Consider the following 16,618-nt stretch of genomic DNA (forward strand, 5'->3'; position numbering starts at 1 on the left):
TGTTATTTATTGATCGTAATCAATAGATAACCTTTTAATACTCACTACACTTAACTTGCTGAGATGGAGCCGAGTCTATTCTTATGGAGTTGGTAATATCATTGAAAAATATGATTATAAATTGTGAAGGAGAATAATATGCGAACAGGTAATATTTTATGGCCTACGGATTTTTCTGATACTGCATCACATGCTTTGCAATATGCCATTGAAATGGCGAATTTATATCAAGTAGGCATTCGTATTTTACACATTGTTGATCAGCCTTCAGATAATGAGAATTATATGATCCTTGCGATAACTCCCCAAGAGTTAGCTAAAAATATGGAAGACGCTGCGGCGAGTAAAATGCATGAGTTATTAGGTCAGTTGAATACTGATTTAAAGATTGAAACGGTTATTCGACATGGTGATGCCATTAATGAGATTTTAGATGAGACTAATAGCGGTGATATAGGCATGGTGGTAATTGCCAGTCATGGGAGAACCGGACTTTCTCATTTTTTGAATGTTAACGTTGCAGAAACGCTCGCCAATAAAGCTGATTGCCCAGTGTTAATAGTCAAATAAAATTGGGGCGTATCTCTTGTCCCGCTGCGGTTTTAGACGGGACAAAGTGGCCAGCACGTTGGGTAAAAATGTGAGTCGTGTAAACGTCAATACACGGTTTAATTGCCCGAAAGTGAACGTTTCATACTGGGGCAGTACCTGCATGTATAACCTGGTCTTTTCCTCATGAATTGACTGAATAATGAAGGTCCGCTTATGGCCACCCTCCAATCACTCAACAACATAAAATGTTGATAATAATTGGCAAGGTATTTTACTGTGTCGGATGGCGCTTCGCTTATCCGACCTACATTGGCACAAAGCCGCCTATTTGGATTTTCCCACCGGTAAAATAAAGCGTTTACTCAATACTAATACCTTGTTTTAAAAGGTACTCCACTGCTTTATCAGTATGGGGCTTAAATGCTTTCCAACGGCCAATTGCTTTATTGTTAAGTGGTTGGCGTACTTGCATTTTACTTGCAGTAGAGACCGGTGCGGTGTTTAAGTGAAAATCTATACATTGCTCCTGCCACTCTAGGTTACAAAAGCTGACTAACTCTTTTATTTGTTGCTCGGGCTGTGCGACTAATTCTTCGTATTTTACTAATTTTATATTGCTGTGCAGGGTACTAAAGTGCTGCATTAGTTTGTAAAAACGGCTGTAAAATTTTGCTGTGTCGAGTAAATCGAGCGAGTACGCGTAGTAGGGGTTATTAATGGTAAATAATTGGCGATAGTTGCCAATACAGATGTCCATTGGATCGCGCAGCATACAAATTATTTTGGCGTTTGGCAGTGCTTTGGTTATTAAATCGATATAAAAAAAGTTAAACGGGAGCTTATCAATAAAGTGTTTATGGCTGCCTGTTATTACGCGTGTTGCGTTTAAATAGGTTGACCCAAGCTGATTAAAATCAAGCTCGTAGGCTTTACTGAGCGTTTGAGTGTCGAGCACATGGGGTGTTTGTGTTTGGCTCAGCTTTTTAACACTTAGGCCAAAGTCTTGTAATTCACCGGCTGATTGCACGTCGCTGTGGCTCGATAAAATACGCTCAACTAATGTGGTTCCAGAGCGGGGCATGCCTAATACAAAAATAGGTTCGGCCGTTTGGTTACCTTGTGTTGGGGCTTGTTTATGCTGCTCACTTAAGTGTTTAATGTGTTCAAATAACTCAGTTGAGCTTTTATGATCAAACGGCTGCACAGCACGTTTTACTACTTTACCTTGCTCTAACGCGTTAAAAGCCTCTGAATACTCACCAATATCTTGATACTCTTTTGCGAGTGCATGGCCAATATGCAGTTTTGCATCCGGGTGTGTTACTTGCTCAAACACGTTTTTTAAGCGTTCAATATGATTGTTTTGTGTACTTACTTTAGTTAAATCACTTAATGCAAAATGACTTTGGTGGTGCAGCGGGTTAAGCGCTATGGCATTTTCAAAAGCGTGTTGGGCTTTATCAAATAGCCCTAAAAACTTAGCGCTTACACCGTAGTTATAATAAAACTGAGGTTGAGCTTTGTTAGCTGCTGTAGACAGTGTAATAGCGCGCTCAAAGTAGTTAAGTGCTTGCTCGTGAATACCTGCTTGAGTAAGTGCAACGCCGAGTGTGTCGGCATCAAGTGCTTTAGTTATTTGCTTTAATGGCACCGATAGTGCGGTGTTTTTTGCTTTTTGTAATTCGCCAGTAAGTGCGTAACATTTAGCAAGTTGCGCGGTGTATTCAATACTTTGGCCAAGGGTGAGGGCTTTTTCGATGAGCTTTATTGCTTTGTGTATTTGCCCAACAGTTAAATTAACCATTGCCAGCAAAAAATACCCATCAGCAAAGTCTGGTTTGAGTGTAACTAACTCCACTAGGGCTTTGTGTGCTTGCTCTATTTTACCTTGGTTTAGGGAGTGTATTGCGCTTTGATGAAGTTGCTTTAAATTTGGCTGCATGGTTTTTGGTAATTATTTTGTGAAAGAAAATAAAAAGGCTCAAATAAATTTGAGCCTTAAAACATTGTTTAAAAATTACTATAAATTATATTTCAAATTTGTAGTTAAATTTAACACCTACCGTAAGCGGGCGATTAATGTAATGGCCGTAGTTACGTTGTATGTCGGCACCATTTGCTGATGTTATATCGGCATCTGAACGACGAACTGAGGTAACTGCGTATTTGTTGAATAGGTTATCAACATATAGGGTAGTTGACCATGCATCAGCTGTTAATTTAGCAGATATATTACTTAAGCTGTAACCTGGTAGTGTTTCGCCATTGTCATGCAAGCCAACTCTTGTAATTACATCACTTTGCGCGGTTAGACCGTAGTTAATATCAAGCGTTTTGTCGTTAAATACATCTGTTTGATAGTTTACACCCATTGAGAACTGATGCTCTGGAGAGCCTGGTAAACGGTCGCCGTCTTCTGCGCCATCGGTACCATCAGCATTAAACAAAAATGGTGCATCTGATGTTAGCTCTGCTTTTGTATAAGCATAGGTTGCATAAACTGAAAACGAGTCAGATAAAATGGCACGGGTAGATATTTCAATCCCTTTTGCGTTAGCGCTACCTGCGTTAGATAAGTACGGTAGTTGGCCTACATCAGTAGCGCCCGCAATTTGTGCATCATCCCAATCTACGTTAAATAGAGCGGCGTTAAAGTGAAGTTGGCTTCTAAACCAGGTGCTTTTAAAGCCTAACTCGTAGTTTGTTGTTGTATCGGCATCGTAAAGCATTTCTTCTGGACTACCACAACCTGCTTGGTTAGCTGGTAATGGATCAGGACACGGTGCTAAACCATTTGAACCGCCGATTCTAAATCCTTCACTTACCGTTACATAGCCCATGACTGAATTTGTGAATTGGTATTTAGCATTAAACTTAAAGAGGCTGCCGTTATCGTCAGCTTCATTTTTTTCAAAGTTTAATGAAATAGCATCAGGTGCTGCGTCATCAAATAAGGTATTAAATAATGGAAAATCTACAGCTGACTCAGATTCAACGTCGTATTGGTATAAACGCATACCTAAAGTTACGTCTAGTTTTTCTGTTACTTGGTAGCCTATTTCGCCAAACAAAGCTGATTCTGTTATTTCGGTACGATCTACCGAGAAGTACTCAAGTTGATCTGGGCGAGACTGCGAAGCGCCAAAGTTTTCTACTGCAAAGTCACCAAAGCCAGGCGTAAACTCTTTACTAGAAGCATCCGTTTCTATTTTGTTGTAAAACGCACCAACAATCCAGTTTAAGTCGCTATCGCCTTGCGATACTAAACGCAGCTCTTGGGTGAAGGTGTCTTCTTCTTCAATCTCACGCGTGAAAGATGAAAACGCTGGGAATTCTTCATAGCCATAATCAAGGCGAATAAGTAAATCGGTTTGATCGCGTTGGCCGTCGGCATCAAAGCTCGAAATACCAGTAGCCGATACTAGCTCTGCAAAACCTAGGTCGGCTTTTAGTTCAAGGCTTAGTAATTGGTCTTTTTTCTCGCGCGGCTCTTCAAAGCGATAAGCCGATTCGTATTTACCTATTACGTCGCTTAAACCGTTGTTTGAATTAAGGCTGTTGTAATGAACAATCGAGCGGCCTTCGCTGTCTTGGTTTTGGTAAAAGTAGTTAAGCGTACCTTCAAACGATTCATTTGGTTTAAAGCGAACAGAAATACGACCTGTAGTGGTGGTTTCGCCGTTGGCGTCTTTTACATTTTTAAGGTTGTTACTAACTGCTGAGCTATCGCTCCAATCTGGATCTGGCAACGATACGCCAGGCTCACGTACTACGTAGCCGTAATCGATAAAACCCGGATCTTCATATACGTTTAAGCTGGCGCGTACTGCTAATTTATCTTCGATAATAGGAAGGTTAAATATAAAGCCGCCTTCGCCGCCTAAAGAGTCACTTTCTTTTGTTTGAAATAGGTCGCCGTAAACTTCAAGCGATGTAAAATCAAGCTCCGGCTGTTTTAGCATGTAGCGAATTGCACCGCCTAATGTGCCTGCACCATAAAGGGTGCCTTGTGGCCCAATGAGTACTTCAACGCGCTCAATATCTACTAGGCGCATATCTACTGAAACCGGAATTTCGTTAATGTAAGTAGATACTGTGCCGCCATCTGATGATGGACCAGACGAGTTTGTATTTAAACCACGAACAATAATAGGCGAGCCTGAGCGGCCACCTTGATCGGTAATTGTTAAACCAGGTACCCAGCGCGCTACATCCGCAAGCTCACTGATATTTTGATCTTTCATTATATCAGCATCAAGGGCTGTAATATTTAGCGGTGCATTTTGCACCGAGCCGCTGCGCCTTGTTGCTGTAACTTCGATTACTTCGAGTGATTTGTTTTTAGCTGCAACTTCTTCTTGAGCAAGTGCGGCATTAGGCAATAAAAATACGCTAGAAACAGCGCTCGAAATAGCCAAGGTTAACAAGCTTGGTTTAAACATAAAAAGTGATCCCCAGTTCAAATGTTTTACATTAGTAAATTAAGTTAAGCAGTTTATCAGGGAGTGAAGTCGCTTGGAATATTTAAATTGAATTTTAATTCACTTTTATAGAATAAATATGGTTGATATGTAGGGTTTTTATTTGGTTAATCGGTAATACAGGCAATGGCTTAGTGTAATTAGGTACAGTTAGATTAAAAATTAAACCCTTGTTTAAAGGTAAATAGTCATTCATATTTTAAAGATGGTGTTATGACGTGCTCGTTAAACAAATTATTACATTAAAATTAATATTTCATAATGTCATTACTTATACTTTTATTAGCACTATTAAAGTGTATTTTGATCCCCATTAAGAATGTTAAGTCGCCATTATTAGTGACAGTTTAAGTTATTGAGTGAGCGTGTTTGATTGCCGCTTCGTATTCTCTTTTTTATTTTGTCCGCACTTTTTTGTGCGTGTTTTTAAGGATTAACAATGAGCCAACTATTTTCGCCTTTATCACTTGGGCAAGTAACGTTAGATAACCGTATTATTATTGCCCCTATGTGCCAGTATTCAGCCAATAATGGCGCTGCTAGCGATTGGCATACTATTCATTTAGGCCAATTGAGTTTAAGTGGTGCAGGGTTACTTATTTTAGAAGCAACAGCAGTAAACCCAGAAGGGCGTATTAGTTACGGCGATTTAGGGCTTTGGAATAATGAAACCCAGCAAGCACTAGGCAAAAGCCTAAAAGCAGTAAGGCAATACAGCCCTATGCCTATTGGTATTCAGTTAGCGCATGCTGGGCGCAAAGCATCAACTGAAAAACCATGGGACGGTGGTGATGCCATTGCACCTGATGATGTAAATGGCTGGCAAACGCTCGCACCTTCGGCAATTGCGTACGACGCTAACAGCCCAGTGCCAAAAGCAATGAGCCAATCTGACATAGATTCACTAATTAAAGATTTTGTAAGTGCAGCTAAACGGGCTGATGAACTCGGCCTTGATTTAATCGAGCTACATGGTGCGCACGGTTACCTGTTACACCAGTTTTTGTCGCCACTTTCAAACAAGCGCGATGACAACTATGGTGGTAGCCTAGAAAACAGAATGCGTTTATTGCTTGATGTGTTTAAAGCGGTAAGAGCGGTATTCCCCAGTAATAAAGCGGTAGGTGTGCGTATTTCGGCAACTGATTGGGTTGAAGGCGGCTGGGATTTAGAGCAATCGATAGTGCTTAGTAAAGCGCTTGATGAACTCGGTTGTGACTTTATTCATGTAAGTACGGCGGGCCTAAGCCCAGATCAACAAATACCAGTTAAACCTAATTTCCAGGTACCGTTTGCAACAGCCATAAAAGAAGCGGTTAAAATGCCTGTTATAGCGGTGGGTTTAATTACACAGGCGCAACAAGCAGAAGATATTATTAGTGAGCAGCAAGCCGATGGCGTAGCACTAGCGCGTGGCATTTTATATAACCCGCACTGGCCGTGGCATGCAGCTGCAGAGCTTGGCGCTACAGTAACTGCACCTAAACAATATTTACGTTCAAGCCCACATGGGCAGCCATCACCAATAAAATAAGTAAATTACGAGGTTATAACCCAACCCGCGTTTGCTGGTTGGGTTTTATTATTTTTGTAAAGTAGAGACACACATGACCCAAACAGGCGTTTCAGCGCAACCACTTAGCAATACACTCGTTACTATTATTGCTTTGTGTTGCGGTCTTATTGTTGCCAATATTTATTACGCTCAACCTATTATTGAGTTACTTGCCCCAGAAGTTGGATTAAGTTCACGCAGTGCTAGCCTTATCGTATCGCTTACACAAATAGGCTACGCTTTGGGGTTGTTTTTTTTAGTACCATTAGCTGATTTAGTTGAAAATAAAAAGCTTATGTTGGTCACTCTTGGTGTGTCGTTTTTGAGTTTAGTGGGTACGGCACTTGCTGATTCACCTAATGTAATGCTTATTTTGTGTTTGATGATAGGTATAAGTTCGGTTTCTGTTCAGGTGCTTATTCCACTTGCTGCGCATTTATCGTCTGACGAAAAACGCGGACAAGTTCTTGGTAATATTATGGCGGGTTTGTTGTTAGGTATTTTGCTAGCAAGACCTATATCGAGCTTAATAGCCGATCACTTTGGTTGGCGCGCTGTATTTTACTTTGCAGCAGGGTGTATGGTGTTTATTGCTGGCGTAATTTATTTTGCTATTCCAAGTAGGCAACCAACCCATAAAACAACGTATTTTAAGTTATTAAAATCGCTTAAACAATTAATGATAAGCCAGCCAGTGCTGCGCCAACGTTCACTTTTTCAAGCGTTAATGTTTGCATCGTTCAGCTTATTTTGGACGAGCGTACCGGTTGTGCTTGCCCGTGAGTATGGTTTATCCCAATCAGAAATAGCATTGTTTGCACTAGTGGGCGCCGCAGGTGCTGTAGCAGCTCCCATTGTTGGGCGTTTGGCTGATAAGGGCTATACGCATCAGTTATCGTTACTGGCCAAACTTATTGCAGCACTGTGCTTTTTACCAAGCTTATTTGAGTTACCTTACGGCATTATAGTATTGGCATTAACCGGTGTGTTTATTGATTTTGCTGTGCAGGCCAATATGGTATTGGGTCAACGTGCAGTGTACGCACTAGAGCCACAAAGCCGTGCGCGTTTAAACGCTATTTACATGACGAGTATATTTGTAGGTGGCGCAGTAGGCTCGCTTATTGCCAGCCCATTATATGAAGCGGGCGGTTGGACAGCTATTGCACTGGTGGCTGCCGGCATGCCGCTTATTTCGTTGATTGGCTATTTGCTTACAACTAAAAAGCAAAGTAAGGCTGTGAGTTAAAAAATTACCGGATACAACATAATAAAGTCACCATGTTACGTGGTGACTTTATTTAGCTTGTTTAGGTTAGTTTGGTAGTTAACTAAGTAGCCTGTTTTTTTGCGTTTGAAAACGAGCTACCAACAGATGCAATAATAACAAGCAATATAGCGAGCCACTGCCATAAAGTAAGCAATTCACCCAGTATAATAAACCCTGCGAGCGAGGCAATTGCAGGCTCTAAACTCATCATTACGCTAAACCCTTGTGAAGGCATGTTACGCAGTGCAACCATTTCAAGTGTATAAGGCAGTGCGCTTGATAAAATAGCAATACCAATCCCTAATGGGATAATTTCCCATGTAAACGCGGCGCTTTGCATAATGCCGCCGTAAGGCACTAACACTATAGCGGCAACAGTCATGCCCAATGCGACAGTGGCTCCACCAGAGCTTTGCGTACCCGTTTTTTTACCAAATAATATATAACCTGCCCAACATGCACCGGCACTAAGTGCAAGCGCTACACCCAATGGATCAAGGCTGTCTTGGCCGCTCATATCTGGAAGCAAAAGCAAAATACCAGTAATAGCACACGCCACCCAAAACAAGTCACGTTTTCGGCGTGATGAAAACAAGGCAACTGCAAGCGGACCTGTAAATTCAAGCGCTACACCAATGCCTAGTGGAATGCGTTCAATAGCGTAATAAAACAAAATGTTCATGCCGCCTAAACTTAAACCATACACAATTATAGGAATACGATTACCAGAAGTAGGTAAGTGTTTCCAAGGTTTAAACACTAAGCAAAGTATAAAGGCAGAAAAACCAAGCCTAAGGGCTGTCGTGCCTTCAGGGCCAACAATAGGAAAAAGCTGTTTTGCAAACGACGCGCCCGTTTGAATGGTCATCATGGCAAGCAGCACACACACGATAGCCAGTAAATAACTTTTTGAAGATGCTTGCATAATACTCCTTAATTATACCAATCTGCATAAATCTTTCATTTAGAACAACTAGATAAAAAAAATTTTGCCTAGTTCTAGCGTGATTTTATTATCGTCAAATAGATCCAATACAAGCAGATTGGTATTACAACCAGTTGAATGGCAGGCATAGTATCTTTTTTTATATTTATACGTAAGGTTTTATGTTCAAAAGTAAGGAGGGTTATTCTAAATTTAAGTGATATTTTTATTACTAAAGAGCAGAAAAAGCTAGCAATCAGGACGAGTGCTAGCTTTTCATTGTATTAATGAGCGCTTTTTACTAAGCCATCTAAAGAGTAGAGGCCTCGTTTTTCGCTATTTTTACGTTTCACTTCTTCTAAAGCGCGCGACTCAACGGCATCAAATAACGCGTTAATGAGTCGATTAAAATGTTGATGCATTGCTGCACGAGCAGCATTTGCATCATGTTGCTTTAATGCATTATAAATAGCAGTATGTTCGTTCATTACGCATTCGTTGTTATTAGCACATACGCTACTGTAATCAGTTACAATTTGTGCATTAGTTAAGCGTAAATCCCATAAATTAGCGACGGCAAATTCAAGCGCTTTGTTGCGCGTTGCACGTGCTATTATTTCATGAAATTCTCTGTCTGCTTGCTCAACATATAAGCCTTCTTGCATGGCTTCAAGCGTCTTGTTTAGTTTTTCAAGTTCTTGTTCTGTAATACTTAACGCTGCTAAAGCTGCAATTTCACCTTCGATGAGTGCACGGGCTTGAGTTAGTTCAAAAGCACTGATTTCTTGGGATTTAATTGGTGCGTCGAGGCTTTCTACTACGTAAACACCGGAACCCGTTTTTACTTCAACACGACCGCGCACTTCTAATGCGATAATAGCTTCTCTAATTGTAGGGCGGCTAACGTCGAACATCTCTGCTAGTTCTCTTTCTGGCGGTAAACGCATGCCAGCAGAAAATTCACCTTGGTTTATTAAAGACTCAACCTTATCAACGATGCGCCAAAATAAGCGACGATTTCCCATATTTTACCTTTATATACCTTAAGGACTGTACGCGCTAGATCTTGTAAAACTTAAAGCGTAGACCAAATGTTAAGACCAAAGGTTACCGTAAAGTTAACCACTATGTCAAAATTGCAAAGTCATATTATAACTAAAATCATAGTACATTATTGGTAATTTTTACATGTATTACCAATTTAATTTAAAATAAATAATTGGTAATCTTGATTGGTAGGTTTTGCTGTGATAGTTTTGCATCGTACTTTTTTGAAACAAATAATTTACATATTGAAAGTGCATGTGCCATTAGCAACAATTGTAAAAAGTAATTTAAGCCAAATTGATTGCCCATGGAAGGGGGTCGCTCTGGCTTAGGTAATATTGGTAGCTAAGTCATATTACAAAATAAATTACTGTGGGCGTTAATTGTCGTTGGTTAACGCCCACATTTATTTTTAGATTTTTAGATTTTTAGGATACCGTGTCGTTTGGGTAAATAACCCCTAATTGTTTACGGGCCTCGTCAAGTACTGCCATCACATTACGTGCTAATTGATGTGTGTTAATGTCCGATTGTAACTTTTTTTGACTAACCATTTGCATAAAATGCTCAACTTCAAATTTCATAAAGTGCTCGTCAAATGCGATAGACATTAACTCACGCTCTCCATTGTTAGCAATAAACTCTATTTTTTTAAGTTGTAATACGGCTTCGATACGAATACGGCCAAGTTCGCCTTGTATTTCGGTTATGTTGTCGCCTTGCGATATTTTGGAGTAACTAATAACAGCTTGTTTATCTGCGTAATTTAGTAATACATCGCCCGCACCATCTACACCTGTATCAAGCAATACGCCACTGGCACTCACGCTTTTTGGTGCGCCCCAAAGTGCAATGAGTAAATAAAGCGGATAGATACCTAAGTCAACCAGTGCACCATTAGCAAACTCAGGTAAAAATGTATTTGGCCGTTCGCCATTTTTGTACTTATCGTAGCGAGATGAATATTGACTATATTGCCCAATGTATTTACGTGGTGTGCCAATTTTTACCATTGCCTGTTGCAGCCGTGCAAAGTTAGGCAAGTGAGTGGTCATCATGGCTTCCATGTAAAGGCGCTGATGCTTTTTTGCTGTAGCTATAATGCTTGCAAGCTCTTTAGAATTGGCTGCTGATGGTTTTTCGCCAAGGACATGTTTACCCGCTTCTAGGCACATAACGGCATATTGTTTGTGTAAGCTGTTAGGGGCGGCTATGTAGACAGCATCGACATTGTGATCTTGGCAAACTTGCTCGATTGAGGTGAAAATTTTAGCTTGTGCATTTTGTGGGTGTTTGGCTAAAAACGCTTCGCCGCTTGATACTGCACGCGAGCACACTGCGTACAAATTAAAATCGTTTAACGTATTTGCAGCGGCTAACAATGTGTCGCTAATAAAATTGGTGCCAACAATAACAAAGTTCATACCCGCTCCTTAGAAAATATAAGAGCGCTTAGTCTATCACTTTTTTAGCCCTGTATGTACGAGGAGAACACCCAAACCAGCGTTTAACATTAGCACATAATGTTGCTTGCTCCTGATACCCTAAAAGCTCAGATATGGTTGATATTGTATATTGGTTCTGCGCTAAGTAATGAGCAGCTAAAGCGCGGCGAGTGGCATCTTTTAGTTTTACAAAGCTCGTATTATGTTTTGCAAGTTCTCGGTGTAGGGTGCGAGGGTGCATACCCAGCGCAGCAGAAATAGTTTGGTTACTGCATTGATAAATAGGCAACATTGGCCTTATTAACGCACTGACTTGGTTGGGTAATGATTGCGTGTGCTCTGCATTTTTGGCTAAAAAACTCAGCGCAGCTTGTACCTTATTTAGCTCTGATTGTTCAAGCTTAAGTGCCAAGTCGCTTTTCACTATTACAATGCCGGCGCTATTACGGTGTTCTATAACGTCACAGCCAAAATAAGCGTTATAAGCGCGAGCGTTAGCACTTAATCTTTGTGGCAAAAATACATTCATTGGTTTACAGCGGTTATTGCTCAGCTTTTTTATAATAGCGAGTGCTAAACCAATGGTAAGCTCAATCGCTTGGCTAATGTTAGGTAAGGGTTTTAGGCTAATTTCGAATGAGAGAAATAAGCTTTTTTCATCCTCTAAAGGGTGCGACGTTAAACTCAGTGCAGGGCTATGTAAATGCAAGTATTTAACAACCCAATTGAGCGCATCACCTAAGTTAGTGCCGCTTTTGGCTGCTATTGCAACGTGTCCTAAAATATCAAAATTTTGCCTGCTTGCAAGCTGAAGGCCAAAGCTGAGGCAATTAAATTTACACGCGCAGTACTCTAATACCTCGGCGTAGGCACGATAAGGCAAATATTGGTTTTCCAGGCATTCAAAGTCAATATTAATATTATTACTTCGCATGATCATATACGGATCGCCGCCAAACTCTCTAATTAGGGTATCTATACCTTGTAGTGACGTAGCTCTAATTAGGCTGCTCATAGTTAACCTCAAATAAACGGTGTCTAAAAATATCAAGTTTTGCTGGGTTTTTCTATGCACTATTGCCATTAAAGCCGTTTAAATTTTAATTAAGGTACACCATGAACAACACCGCATTTGACTACATTGTTATTGGAGCTGGCAGTGGCGGTTGCGTTATTGCATCGCGCTTGTCAGAGGATAAAAATGTAAGCGTGTGCTTAATTGAAGCAGGAAAAAGTGATAACAGCGCATTTGTTCAAATGCCAGCGGGAATTGCGGCGAGTGTGCCTTATGGTATTAATAGTTGGCATTACAATACAGTAGTGCAAAAAGCGCTGAATAATCGTTGCGGGTTTGTACCTAGAGGCAAAGTATTGGGTGGGTCAAGCTCGACTAATGCAATGGTTTATATTCGAGGTAATAAATACGATTACGACCAATGGGCGGCTAATGGCAATACTGGTTGGGATTTTGAGAGTTTACTCCCATATTTTATTAAAGCTGAAAATAATAAAACGTTTATAAATAATGATCTTCACGGTACAAAAGGCCCACTGCATATACAAGAGCTAAATAGCCCAAGCCATGTCAATCAATACTTTTTAAATGCCTGTGCTGAGCAGGGCGTTAATTTAAGTACCGATATAAATGGCGAAGAACAAAGTGGTGCACGTTTATCGCAAGTAACGCAGCATAATGGCGAGCGGTGTAGTGCAGCAAAGGCATATTTAACACCGTATTTAAACCGCCCAAATTTAACTGTATTAACCAATAGCCATGTTAATAAAATAAATATAAAAAATAACACAGCGAAAGGCGTGCAAATAGAGCGCAATAATCAGGTTATTAATTTGCTCGCACGTAAAGAAGTAATATTAAGCGCAGGTGCTATTAACTCTCCGCAAATATTGATGCTTTCAGGCATTGGGCCAAAAAATCACTTAAAAGCGCATAATATTGACGTTGCTGTGCCGCTTGAGGGAGTCGGTAATAATTTACAAGATCATTTAACCGTGGTGCCATTATTTAAAGCCAAATACAATAAAGGCACGTTTGGGATGAGCCCGTTAGGTATAGGACATATTTTAAAAGGTTGTGTAGATTGGTTTTGTAAACGACAAGGGCGTTTAACCAGTAATTTTGCAGAGTCGCACGCGTTTATTAAATTATTTGAAGACTCGCCAGCGCCAGATGTGCAATTAGAATTTGTTATTGGGCTGGTGGACGATCATAGTCGTAAATTACACACTGGGCATGGTTACAGTATACACAGCAGTATTATGCGTCCTAAAAGCCGAGGCACGATTACGTTAGCTGATAACAATCCGCGTAGCGCTCCACTTATTGACCCTAATTACTTAAGCCATCCAGATGACTTAGCAGCAATGTTATTAGGTCTTAAAAAAACGTTGATGATTATGCAAAGCAAAGCCTTTGATAGCATACGCGGAAAAATGGTGTATCCGCTTGATATAAATAACGATGAGCAACTTATTGCATTCATTCGCCAAACAGCAGATACCGAATACCACCCAGTTGGTACATGTAAAATGGGACAAGACTCAATGGCAGTGGTAGATACAAGCTTGAGGGTTCATGGGATGAGTAATTTACGCGTGGTTGATGCGTCTATTATGCCTAGCATTATTACTGGTAATACTAATGCACCCGTTATTGCTATTGCAGAAAAAGCGGCTGATTTAATTAAATCATCACTTAGAGATTAACGAGCTATAAAAATCATTTAGCCATTGTTGCCAATCGCTTTCAAGGTGCAGCATTTGCTTATGTTTTTTAGCATTTATATGCTTAGTTTCATCTTCATTTGCCATATAGGGACCAACGCGACAAAGCGGGCAATGGTTTGGTGTTAAGTATGCAGGCTTTGTGAGACGTGAGCTTAATTCGCTAGTATGTTTATCGATACTTTTTGGGCTGAAAACGTAAGTTATACCGCTGGTGTCTTTGACGTGTTTATCGCGGTCAACATTACGAATTTTATAACCTTCAAAGCGGCTAATATCAAAAGGCATTTGCCCAAAATACTCAATGTTTAGATGAGTATTTAAACTGCCTTCTATATTCCATTCGCGATAGGGTTTTACGTCCTTTGAGGTGATGTAGCACAGCATTGGACCATTTTTATCAAGCGCGTATTCGTTAGCGTATTTAATAAACTGGTGCAGTAAAGCGCGGTTAAGTACATTTATGCTGGTTTGGCGCGTGTTGTTTTCAAACGCTTCACGGCCAACAAACGCAGGTATGAGTGGAAACTGAAAAATAACCACATCAAAGCTGTGCTTGCTTTCACTTAGAGCTTGCCAACACGCAGGGTTTGTTACGTCAAAACCATTGAGTACTTCAACGTTGTGCGCTTTTAAATTGCTAAGTGCATTGTGCTGGTACTTTTGCTCAATTGTGGTCTGGTCATCGAAAGTAGATGCAACTAAAGCTTTTGGCGATAGGTGAGTGTAAATAGCATTCGAAAACGATAAATCGCCATCGCCTACGGTGAGTATTCGCCATTGAGGATTTAAGTACATATTTTATTTAGCGTTTATGTTTGTAGCAGTATTATTTATATCGCTATTTGTTTGTGAGTCTTTTGCTAGTAAACGATGAAACGCAAGTCTGGTTTTTAACCCTTCGATTGCGATTTGTTTAATAATAAGATTAAAAGTAATTAAAACAGCAAAGGCAATATGAATAGGGCCATGAGTAAATCCTGCATCTGTATCGTAAAGTGTTAAACCGAATAGCAAAAATAAGACGACTAAAAATATTTCGAGTAATTGACTTGAATAAAAGCTTAAACGACCTTCACTTTTATGATCTTTTTTAATGCGAATAGCACAAAAAAATGGGATCACTTTGATTTTAAATGCAGCGTTTTTCTCTACGTAGTTTTCGCCTAGTTCATCGAGTTGTTGGCGTAGTTGGTCAATCATAGTGTGTCCTCAAATAGCAGTGCGCGGATATTACCTTATTACCGAACAATATTTAAGTTTACAGCTGCTATTTAGGATAAATACTCATACCAATAGTAAGGATATGACAAACAAACACAACAGAGGTAAGTACAACACGCATTTTTTGGTAATCCTTGTGGTAGGTTTGCCATTGCGCAGTCGCTTTTTCAAAAAGTAGCACAAGCCAAAAACTTATAGCTAACCAACCCAATGCCCACTCAACAGGTACAAAGGCTAAAAATGGTATAGGAATAACCGGTAGTACGGCTTTTACTGCATCGCTATAGCTTTGCTCACCCGCTCGCCATAGGTTACCTGTCATAAATGCTAATATAGCAATGCTATAAAAAGTGAAAAATTCTAAGTTAATACTGTTACTACCAAACACAAGCGGCCAACCCACGCAGCCTAAAAATGGTATTAAGCCTAAGTAGCCTAATTGAATGTGATTGATAAATTTTTCCATAACAGTATGCCCTGTGTTTATATAATTAAAAGCGCGGGTATTGTAACAGTATTTTGGTCCAAAAATTAGAGCCCGTTTATTTTTACGGAAAAAGACACAATCTAGTTCAATCTTAAAAATCGATTGGTTTAATCTAAACAATCAATTTTATTTAATTATCAATTGGCCTTATTGTACTAATCAAGCCAACGCAAGAGGCCACATACTACGGCTGCGTTGAGTAACTTTAATTCTACTTAAATATAAATGAGGAATACCATGAGCACTTCATTAATCAACACAAAATTACAACCATTCAATGCAACCGCTTACCACAACGGTGACTTTGTAGAATTGTCTGAAAAAGATGTTCTAGGTAAATGGTCAATCTTCTTCTTTTACCCAGCTGATTTTACATTTGTATGTCCTACTGAACTTGGCGATGTGGCAGATCATTACGCACAACTTCAAGAAATGGGCGTAGAGGTTTACTCAGTATCTACTGACACTCATTTTACTCATAAAGCATGGCACGACACGTCAGACACAATTGGTAAAATCACTTACCCAATGATTGGCGACCCAACAGGGCGTATTACACGCGGCTTTGGCGTAATGATTGAAGAAGAAGGCTTAGCACTTCGCGGTACATTTGTAATGAACCCAGAAGGCGAAATTAAAATTATCGAAACTCACGATCTAGGTATTGGCCGTAGCGCTAAAGAACTTGTTCGTAAAGTACAAGCTGCACAATACATTGCAACTCACGACGGTGAAGTTTGCCCTGCATCTTGGCAGCCAGGTGAAGACACACTTGCACCTTCACTAGACCTAGTTGGTAAAATCTAAGTACCTGATTTTCCAATCAAGTAAGGGCAGGTTACTGCCCTTAAATCAACAAACGTACGCTTGTTGATGCCTCCTATATCAAT

The 16,618-nt window shown here is 40.1% G+C and carries 14 protein-coding genes; 5 read left to right on the plus strand and 9 right to left on the minus strand.

All coding sequences use genetic code 11. From position 1 onward, the window contains the following. Nucleotides 1–138: 138 nt before the first annotated feature. Complete coding sequence (locus LOS73_RS05690) at nucleotides 139–570, plus strand: universal stress protein (RefSeq protein ID WP_272450927.1); 432 nt, start codon at nucleotides 139–141, stop codon at nucleotides 568–570. 340 nt (nucleotides 571–910) lie between these two features. Here the strand turns inward: LOS73_RS05690 and LOS73_RS05695 are convergent, their stop codons facing one another. Continuing rightward, nucleotides 911–2,494, minus strand: coding sequence for a tetratricopeptide repeat-containing sulfotransferase family protein (locus tag LOS73_RS05695; RefSeq protein WP_457934647.1), 1,584 nt, complete (start codon nucleotides 2,492–2,494; stop codon nucleotides 911–913). An 85-nt stretch (nucleotides 2,495–2,579) separates the two neighbouring features. Then, nucleotides 2,580–4,994, minus strand: coding sequence for a TonB-dependent receptor (locus LOS73_RS05700; protein WP_002960583.1), 2,415 nt, complete (start codon nucleotides 4,992–4,994; stop codon nucleotides 2,580–2,582). A 478-nt stretch (nucleotides 4,995–5,472) separates the two neighbouring features. Between LOS73_RS05700 and LOS73_RS05705 the strand changes: the two genes are divergently transcribed. Both LOS73_RS05705 and LOS73_RS05710 read left to right on the plus strand, forming a co-directional pair. Next, on the plus strand, nucleotides 5,473–6,567 hold the full coding sequence (locus LOS73_RS05705; protein WP_457934648.1) for an NADH:flavin oxidoreductase/NADH oxidase: 1,095 nt from the start codon (nucleotides 5,473–5,475) through the stop codon (nucleotides 6,565–6,567). A gap of 73 nt (nucleotides 6,568–6,640) precedes the next feature. Next, nucleotides 6,641–7,837 carry an MFS transporter gene (locus LOS73_RS05710; protein ID WP_457934649.1) on the plus strand — a complete coding sequence of 399 codons (1,197 nt, stop codon included), beginning with the start codon at nucleotides 6,641–6,643 and terminating at the stop codon, nucleotides 7,835–7,837. A gap of 82 nt (nucleotides 7,838–7,919) precedes the next feature. On the opposite strand, the gene LOS73_RS05715 is transcribed toward LOS73_RS05710, so the two are convergent. The 4 genes from LOS73_RS05715 to LOS73_RS05730 all read right to left on the minus strand — a co-directional run bounded on the left by LOS73_RS05715 (nucleotide 7,920) and on the right by LOS73_RS05730 (nucleotide 12,290). Next, complete coding sequence (locus tag LOS73_RS05715) at nucleotides 7,920–8,783, minus strand: EamA family transporter (protein ID WP_457934650.1); 864 nt, start codon at nucleotides 8,781–8,783, stop codon at nucleotides 7,920–7,922. 284 nt (nucleotides 8,784–9,067) lie between these two features. Next, nucleotides 9,068–9,808, minus strand: coding sequence for a FadR/GntR family transcriptional regulator (locus tag LOS73_RS05720; protein WP_033030709.1), 741 nt, complete (start codon nucleotides 9,806–9,808; stop codon nucleotides 9,068–9,070). Between the two features lie 450 nt (nucleotides 9,809–10,258). Then, nucleotides 10,259–11,254, minus strand: coding sequence for a Gfo/Idh/MocA family protein (locus tag LOS73_RS05725; RefSeq protein ID WP_457934651.1), 996 nt, complete (start codon nucleotides 11,252–11,254; stop codon nucleotides 10,259–10,261). 28 nt (nucleotides 11,255–11,282) lie between these two features. Further along, entirely contained in the window at nucleotides 11,283–12,290 is a 1,008-nt protein-coding gene (locus LOS73_RS05730; protein ID WP_306725370.1) for an AraC family transcriptional regulator, read from the minus strand. 101 nt (nucleotides 12,291–12,391) lie between these two features. On the opposite strand from LOS73_RS05730, the gene LOS73_RS05735 reads away from it, so the two are divergent. Beyond that, on the plus strand, nucleotides 12,392–13,999 hold the full coding sequence (locus LOS73_RS05735) for a GMC family oxidoreductase (protein ID WP_457934652.1): 1,608 nt from the start codon (nucleotides 12,392–12,394) through the stop codon (nucleotides 13,997–13,999). On the opposite strand, the gene LOS73_RS05740 is transcribed toward LOS73_RS05735, so the two are convergent. The 3 genes from LOS73_RS05740 to LOS73_RS05750 all read right to left on the minus strand — a co-directional run bounded on the left by LOS73_RS05740 (nucleotide 13,985) and on the right by LOS73_RS05750 (nucleotide 15,707). Beyond that, the gene (locus LOS73_RS05740; RefSeq protein WP_457934653.1) at nucleotides 13,985–14,815 is read right to left on the minus strand and encodes a class I SAM-dependent methyltransferase; all 831 of its coding nucleotides are present in this window, start codon (nucleotides 14,813–14,815) and stop codon (nucleotides 13,985–13,987) included. The two genes, LOS73_RS05735 and LOS73_RS05740, sit on opposite strands and share 15 nt — an antisense overlap. Before the next feature lie 3 nt (nucleotides 14,816–14,818). Next, nucleotides 14,819–15,220: a hypothetical protein gene (locus LOS73_RS05745; RefSeq protein WP_008134428.1), complete on the minus strand. Its 402-nt coding sequence runs from the start codon at nucleotides 15,218–15,220 to the stop codon at nucleotides 14,819–14,821. Nucleotides 15,221–15,287: 67 nt separating this feature from the next. Further along, nucleotides 15,288–15,707, minus strand: coding sequence for a DUF3429 domain-containing protein (locus tag LOS73_RS05750; protein WP_457934654.1), 420 nt, complete (start codon nucleotides 15,705–15,707; stop codon nucleotides 15,288–15,290). A gap of 258 nt (nucleotides 15,708–15,965) precedes the next feature. Between LOS73_RS05750 and ahpC the strand changes: the two genes are divergently transcribed. Next, entirely contained in the window at nucleotides 15,966–16,535 is a 570-nt protein-coding gene (ahpC, locus tag LOS73_RS05755) for an alkyl hydroperoxide reductase subunit C (protein WP_457934655.1), read from the plus strand. Nucleotides 16,536–16,618: the final 83 nt, after the last annotated feature.

Source organism: Pseudoalteromonas sp. SCSIO 43210, from assembly GCF_054133285.1.